At 45.1% G+C, this 7,572-nt stretch carries 6 protein-coding genes and 1 pseudogene; 2 read left to right on the top strand and 5 right to left on the bottom strand.

The annotated features are described in order from the left end of the window. From RIE73_RS26015 to fraC, 4 genes and pseudogenes are all read right to left on the bottom strand, one after another. A pseudogene (locus RIE73_RS26015) lies at positions 1–191 on the bottom strand (hypothetical protein); the annotation flags it as partial. Positions 192–247: 56 nt separating this feature from the next. Then, positions 248–1,027 carry an ABC transporter permease gene (locus RIE73_RS26010; RefSeq protein ID WP_446403933.1) on the bottom strand — a complete coding sequence of 260 codons (780 nt, stop codon included), beginning with the start codon at positions 1,025–1,027 and terminating at the stop codon, positions 248–250. A gap of 56 nt (positions 1,028–1,083) precedes the next feature. Beyond that, on the bottom strand, positions 1,084–2,115 hold the full coding sequence (locus tag RIE73_RS26005; protein ID WP_446403932.1) for a DUF5357 family protein: 1,032 nt from the start codon (positions 2,113–2,115) through the stop codon (positions 1,084–1,086). Between the two features lie 88 nt (positions 2,116–2,203). Then, a complete protein-coding gene (gene fraC / locus RIE73_RS26000; RefSeq protein WP_446403931.1) occupies positions 2,204–2,788 on the bottom strand; it encodes a filament integrity protein FraC in 585 nt (194 codons plus the stop codon). Positions 2,789–3,002: 214 nt separating this feature from the next. Here fraC and RIE73_RS25995 point away from each other — a divergent pair, with 214 nt between their 5' ends. Continuing rightward, positions 3,003–4,136, top strand: a complete 1,134-nt coding sequence (locus tag RIE73_RS25995) for a cob(I)yrinic acid a,c-diamide adenosyltransferase (RefSeq protein ID WP_446403930.1) — start codon at positions 3,003–3,005, stop codon at positions 4,134–4,136. A gap of 591 nt (positions 4,137–4,727) precedes the next feature. Next, positions 4,728–4,967 carry a hypothetical protein gene (locus tag RIE73_RS25990; protein WP_446403929.1) on the top strand — a complete coding sequence of 80 codons (240 nt, stop codon included), beginning with the start codon at positions 4,728–4,730 and terminating at the stop codon, positions 4,965–4,967. A gap of 563 nt (positions 4,968–5,530) precedes the next feature. Here the strand turns inward: RIE73_RS25990 and RIE73_RS25985 are convergent. Beyond that, the gene (locus tag RIE73_RS25985; protein ID WP_446403928.1) at positions 5,531–7,561 is read right to left on the bottom strand and encodes a CHASE2 domain-containing protein; all 2,031 of its coding nucleotides are present in this window, start codon (positions 7,559–7,561) and stop codon (positions 5,531–5,533) included. Between the last annotated feature and the right edge of the window lie 11 nt (positions 7,562–7,572).

The following is a 7,572-nucleotide window of genomic DNA, read 5'->3' as shown; positions in this document are numbered from 1 at the left end:
GGGAACAGGGAACAGGGAACAGGGAACAGGGAACAGGGAACAGGGAACAGGGAACAGGGAACAGGGAACAGGGAACAGGGAACAGGGAACAGGGAACAGGGAACAGGGAACAGGGAACAGGGAACAGGGAACAGGGGAGATGGGGGAGTCAGGGCGGGTTTTGTACAAACGTTGTTACCATCAATAGCCAACAGAAAGTCCCTAAACCCGCCCCTACAAACCCGGTTTTCTTGAGCCAAGGGAAGGATCAAAATTCACGTCGAGAGAAAATCAGAATCGCGATCGCCAGCAGCAAGATTGTGTAGAATATGGCATAAGCGGCATTTTTTAGGAGGATTCCAGAGGCAGGAAGCAAGCCATACACCGCCTCATTTTTCAAATTTAGACCGGATAAATCGGGTAAGACGAGGAAAAGCCCTTGAGTTATCGTCTCTATCGTTGCATTTTCGCTGAGTTTTCCTAACTCCAGCACATCCCGACTCAAATGTCCCATTAAATAAATGCCGAAGGTTAGGAGTGTGGCGAGGATGGAACTGGTAAACACACCAAACATCAGCGCTACGGCGACAATTAGGCTTAACTCTAAAAACTGATAAAGCTCTGAAATCAGTAGGCTAGCTAAGGGGTAATTAATGCCATTGAAACTAAGGAGAGCTAAATAAATAGCAGTCATGGCGATAATTAAAACTGCTAGGACTCCCACTAACCCTAAATGCTTACCAATAATTAATTCTGCTCGTGAAATAGGTTTAGGAATTAAAACCAATACGGTACGTTTTTCGATTTCCTTATTAATCAAACCTGTACCGACAAATATGGCAACTAGGACGCCTAAAAGACCAATTGCCGCTAGACCTAAATCCATAAATATTTTATCTTCTGTGGTGGCTGCAACTTCCCGCAGGAGTGGTAGCGCAACGACCAACAGCAGGGCAAAAAAGCCAATCACATAAAAGATGCGATCGCGAATGACTTCCTGAAACCCATTTGTTGCTATTGTCCAAATTCTACCTAAAGTTTTCGTCATTTGTCCTTGGTCTTATGTCCTTTGTGTTTTATTAATTCATTCGTTGAGTCGATAATTCATAAACTTGGTGCTTTAGAGGTAACAATCGGTTCAGCGACGCCCCATCCTTCTACCGGATCACATTCTACCTGACTGATGGGACTAATACCTGTATCAGTTTCACGATTGACAGGTATTATCTCACAAGACTTAGTGAGTACGTTGGGTTTAATTTGCGATCGTGGACCTTGCCAAAGGGTGTTTAATTGTAAGTTATACCCCGACTCCCGGAGCGAAATATCACCGGGACGCACTTCTTGCCACAAGTTGTCTTCTTTGATATCGGGAGAGGCAATTTCTTGCCTGACTTCGGCGTCAATCTGCTTAATTAGCTGATGCAGTTTTTCGCGTTCTCGAATCAGAAGAATTTGTTCGACATCTGACCACTCTTGGTTATTGAGCTGTTCTTCTAAGCGAGATGCTACCAAATCTAAAATGGTAGTCCCACGGGGTAACCTTTGTTTCGGTTCATCGGTTGATAGTCTGACCACAAAGGCACTTTTTTCAAATGTATCAGCCGCAATTGTGGGATATTGAACTAACCAGTTTTCTACCAAAAAATAGAATTGAAACCAACTGCTTAGTATCAACTGACTCGTGAATAACCACACCAGCGGTTGACGTTTGTCTCTGTCGGGAATTTTGGGTTGAAAATTCTCACCTAAACAAGTGGGTAATGCGGCAATTATTGCCGATATCAGGGGCCAGACGACTAAAGCGTCGGCTGATAATTCGCCTGTAACAATGCCAAAAATATAAATGGTAACCAGCGCTCCTGTAATCCAGGGACTTAAGAGGACTTTACCAATGCTGATGTCTTTATTGCTAGTTGTTGCCCAATAGACACCTAAAATTAAAAACCACCAACTAAAACTCGCTAATATAATTGTGAAAATATTCGTCGCCAAAAATGACATTACCCACGAGAATACGCTTAACCCGATTAGGGTCTGCCAAGAAAAAGCTGTGTCCGGGTTAAAGATTGCAAATATAGTTCTTAGGAGGTTATTTATCCAATTTAATATATTGTTTAGAATTTGCCTAATCATTGGTTTAATCGGAAAATAAAGGTAAGAGAATTGGAGATCGTTAGAACAGTATGAAAACCGTTCAATTTCGGTATTTCTAGGTTGGGTATCAGAATAGAGTATTCAATTCAAGAACATTCAAGTCCATAAACCGTAATATTAAAATCAGCAAAATAGCACTGTAACTATAGGCATTAGCCAGTAGCACAGCAAAGGCAGGATTGGGTTGAGGTTGGGTAATCTTCCGCTTGGGTTGATTAAATAAGCTAGGTCTTTTGTTAGATACATCGGAACTCATTTTAAACTGTTCTGGTTGATCATGAATCCATTTATTTATAATTTCCAATCCGATTATTTTGATGGTAAAGCTGAAAAAGAAAATTACGATACCAATAGAGATTAGTTGAGGATTTGGTGTATCTAACTGACTGCCTATGGGATGATCAAATAAAATAAAATTTACAATTTGAATCCGCAGAAGTTGGGGCAACAAACTCTCTAGAACGAAAAAGGTTAACCAACCCAGGACAACGCTCCATAAATTCAACGAGGTAGCATATTGCACACTGGTTTTACGAGTAAGGTTTAGCCGCCGGTGCAAGACCCTGGCTTCTAGGGCGATCGCGACTAACAGGAATAAGATTTGAAAGAGAATCAGTTGGAGGGGTAAAACAATAGTTATGTTATCTATCATAATGGTTTCCGTATACTCGCTTTCGTTAGAGACGATCCATGTTACATCCTGGGAACCTCTGACATTCTGCCTTATTCCTCGTGACGACGACGGGGATAACTGTCTGGCTTGTTTATACTATATTAGATTGGCAGGGATAAGAGGATAAATATTATTCTTACCATTCCCGGTTATATCGCTAAACTGAGTTGGGGTAAAGTCTTAAGGATCGTCCATGACCAGAACAGGTATTGGTATTCGCACGGCGGCTGAGCGTACAGAACGCATCACCGGTCAGATTCATGTTTATGATGGCGTGGGTAAGGGGAAGTCTCAAGCCGCATTGGGCGTGGTTTTGCGCTCAATTGGTTTGGGGATTAACTGTGCCGAATCCAGTCGGGTCTTATTGTTACAGTTTCTCAAGGGACCGGGACGCAACTATGACGAGGATGCGGCGATTGAGGCGTTGCGACGGGCGTTTCCTCACTTGATTGATCAGGTTCGCACGGGACGAAGTGAGTTTTTTACCAAAGAGGAAGTGACGCGGTTTGATACGCTAGAGGCGCAGCGCGGTTGGGATGTGGCGAAAGGCGCGATCGCATCCAATCTCTATTCGGTTGTGGTGCTGGATGAGTTGAATCCGTTGCTGGATTTGGGATTACTTCCGGTTGAGGAGGTAGTGCAAACCCTGAAAAATAAACCGCCGTCTCTGGAGGTGATTGTTACCGGACGCGGAACACCACCAACGCTGTTGGATTTGGCGGATTTACATAGTGAGTCGGTTCCTCATGATCACCCGGTTTCTCGGGAACAGGGGATTGAGGGAATCGAAATTTATACGGGTGCGGGGAAGGGAAAATCGACCAATGCGTTAGGGAAGGCGTTACAAGCCATTGGTCGGGGAATTAGTACGGATAAATCCCACCGGGTGATGATTATGCAGTGGCTGAAGGGAGGAAGCGGATATACTGAAGACGCCGCGATCGCCGCATTGCGTCAAAGTTACCCGAATCTGGTGGATCATCAGCGTTGTGGTCGAGATGCGATCGTTTGGCGGGGACAGCAGCAGATTTTGGATTATGTGGAAGCGGAACGGGGATGGGAAATTGCTAGGGCGGCGTTAGCGTCGGGGTTGTATAAAACAATTATTCTGGATGAACTGAATCCGACGGTTGACTTGGAACTGTTGCAGGTTGAACCGATTGTCGAGGCGCTGTTACGCAAACCTCGTGATACGGAGGTTATTATCACAGGTCGTTGTAAAAATCAACCCGCTTATTTTGAATTGGCGACGGTTCATTCGGAGATGATTTGTCATAAGCATTATTGTGACAAAGGGGTGGATTTGAAGCGAGGGGTGGATTTTTAAGGTATAGCGCTACGCGCTAGGCAATGGGCAATAGGCAATGGGCAATAGTGAAGAAAAACATTTACCTTACAAGGGATTGACCCTTCGACCCTTCGGCACACTCAGGGCGTCGCTTACCTCGACTTCGCTCGGTACAAGTCGCTCAGGGTCAAAGCGATTTCAATTTTTCTTCTTTTGTCCTACACCTGCGGCAATTGTCTCTATCCTTTGTATAACAAGCATTACAGCTAATAATCCTCAAAGGAGCGATCGCGGTTTTGAACTCCTAACGATAGAGCCTAGTCTGAATTTGAGTTCCTCCTTAGGTTTGAGTGGGATTCTACCTCACGAGTGATGGTTTTCCCGGTTCTGGGTTGATACATTAGTAATAGCAAAGGAAAACGGCACTGGATGGAGGTTGTTCCGCTGTGATCCATTGTCGGACATCGAAGGAGAGCGACGTCAGATGTCTGGACAGTGCCTGATAAGCGATAACTAAGGCGGTTGTGGAGTTTTTGTCGCTTCCTCCACTTCGTCACTACCAATGGGGGACGAAACTCCCCATCAGAGCGGTCAAAGGTAGTGAACGCCTAGAGTCGTGACTTTTAATAAATGAATATATCACTCGAACCGTCTTGGTTAATGTCCAAGGCGGTTTGTTCTGTATGGGCGAGGGGGCGAGATTTTCAGCGCCTCAGCGATTATACTGAGTGGAAATCAGTAAATCTACGATGTGCAATTCTCCATTTCTTCGGTATAACTAATCCTCGGCGACAATCGTCTCTAACTCTTGCACCACAACCCTTACAACTGATAATCCTGAAAGGAGCGATCGCGGTTTTGAACTCCTAACGATAGACTCAAGTCTGAATCCGAGTTCCTCCTTAGGTTTGAGTGGGATTCTACCTCACGAGTGATGGTTTTCCCGGTTCTGGGTTGATACATTATTAATAGCAAAGGAAAACGGCACTGGATGGAGGTTTTTCCACTGTGATCCATTGTCGGACATCGAAGGAGAGCGACGTCAGATGTCTGGACAGTGCCTGATCAGCGATAGCTGAGGCGGTTGTGGAGTTTTTGTCGCTTCCTCCACTTTGTCACTACCAACGGGGGACTAAACTCCCCATCAGAGCGGTCAGAGGTAGTGGACGCCTGGAGTCGCAACTTTTAATAAATCGATATATCACTCAAACTGTCTTGGCTGCTTACGTTCAAGGCGGTTTGTGTATGATACGAATGACCAATGACAAAGGACAAATGACAATCCCCACTGTTAACTTTAATTTTTCCTGGTAAGCTATTCATCATTAAGCAAGATCCCCGACTTCTTGGAGAAGTCGGGGATCTGTCTGTGTACCTCACTTACAATAACGGCGAAATTATTGTAGTGCGAGCATCTTGCTCGCTACTAATACTTAACTCTCTTTTTGCTGCAAAAATTCCTGCAAATCCCTCTGCACCTGCTGATATAATTGCGGCGACTCACCCTTTAACCCAATTAAACTATATAATTTCACTTTTCCCGCCCGTCCTCTTACCTCTTCTTCCCCCACTGGCACTACCTCAACCTTATCTTTGACAACCTGATAAAGAGAATCGGTAATCAAAATATCTGTGCCAAATTTCTTCGTTAACCCCTCTACCCGACTGGCTACATTCACTGCATCCCCAATCACCGCATATTCTCGACGACGCTGAGAACCAATATCCCCAGCAATTAATTCCCCATAGTTAATTCCAATTCCATTAAATAACGGAATTCGTTCTTCCTGACGCCATTCCTCGCGCAACTGATGCAAGGCTTTTCGCATCCCTAGTGCCGCATGAATGGCATTCATAGCATCGGTTTCTTCCCCCTCAGATACCGGACAACCAAACTCTGCCATTACCGCATCGCCAATAAATTTATCCACGGTACCGCCAGCATCTAAAATCACCTCAACCATGTCATTGAGATATCGATTCAGTTGTCGCACTAATCGGACAGGCGAGATTTGGGAGGAAAGGGTAGTAAATCCGCGAATGTCGGAGAATAAAATAGCGGCTTTTAATTTACGTCCTTTGAGTAATTCCTGATAATCATCGTGCTGCTTGAGAATTTCTTGAACCACAGGTGCGGCGACATACCGTTCTAAGGTACTGCGGAAGCGACGTTTTTCAATTTGATCCCCAATAAAAAGTGCTGTAAAGTAGGAAAAACTATTTAGGGTCATCGCGATCGCCGGGACGGCAATGGGGAAAATCAGTCTGGCGCTGCTATAGCCTAAAAATGCTAGTCCTACCCAAACTACTGCCATCCCCAATCCCCAAAACAAGCTTGCCGCAGTACGTCGGGGGAGTTTATACAACAGGATAGCAGTTCCCCCAACCAGGACAAACACAAACAATCCCTCTAGCCATGGATTCGGGATAGCGACGGCGATTGAATGTCCTTCCATTAAGGTAGCGATCGCGTTAGCATGAAGCTTCACCCCTGGCATATTGAATTGGATAGGTGTGGGGACAAAATCACCGATATTTTGTTTATCGGCTGTTGTCCCAACTAAGACAATTTTGTCTTTAAACGTTTCCTTTCGTAAATGCACCTGCCACCAATCTGATGCCAGCACCTGCCAAAATGGAATTGTGGTAAACACATTCTGATGACGAAGGGGTGTACCGTAGAAAAAAACCTGACTCCCTTGCGGAGGTGGATAGTTAACATTGGCGACTTGTAACGTAGCTTCGGCAAATGAAGGAATCGTGTCTAATCCCAACGGCTGAAGAATTTGCTTGCTATATTCACTCCCCAGCCGATACACATTCCCATCTACTTCTGGGGGTAAAAAGTTGACCAACCCAAGCTGTACAGAATCAGAATAAAGCTCTGGCAAGGGTTGATACAACTCATGAGTAATGCTACCTTGCTGATCAACAGCATCTTCGTAGGCGGCGGCTAGCATGATGCGATCGCTATATTTAGTTAATGCTTGTTTAAACTGCTGATCATCCTCAGTACCATACCCACTGGGAAGATCAAACAGTAAATCAAACGACACTGACTTAGCACCCGCCGCCATTAAACGCTCAATCACTTCAGCATAAGCGGTTCGCTTCCAGGGAAACGGCGGTGTGAGCAAATCGACAACCAAGGCTTTATTCGGATCAATTGGATTGCTGTAACGTTCTGATGCTGTCAACGATTCATCATCGATCGCTAAAATTACAATATCATCAGGAGGTGCAACGGGTCCGCGCAATTCAATGAACCACTTTTGGCTTTGGCGTTCAGCGAGTTGTACAGGTGTCCCCTGCCAAACCGTCGCCCAAGCACCAACAACCGCCCAGCATCCCATTAACATCAAGCCAATTCGTTCTGGACGCCAAAACGGTTGGTATTGACTCCGACGGCGTCGTCGAATGCGTTTTCTTCGTTGTTTTTCTAGCCATTGCCACCAGTGATTCATCGCCCTAACTC

It is taken from the genome of Coleofasciculus sp. C1-SOL-03, from assembly GCF_040220555.1.
In the GTDB taxonomy this organism is placed as follows: domain Bacteria; phylum Cyanobacteriota; class Cyanobacteriia; order Cyanobacteriales; family Coleofasciculaceae; genus Coleofasciculus.
This window is presented reverse-complemented; position numbering and strand designations above follow the sequence as displayed.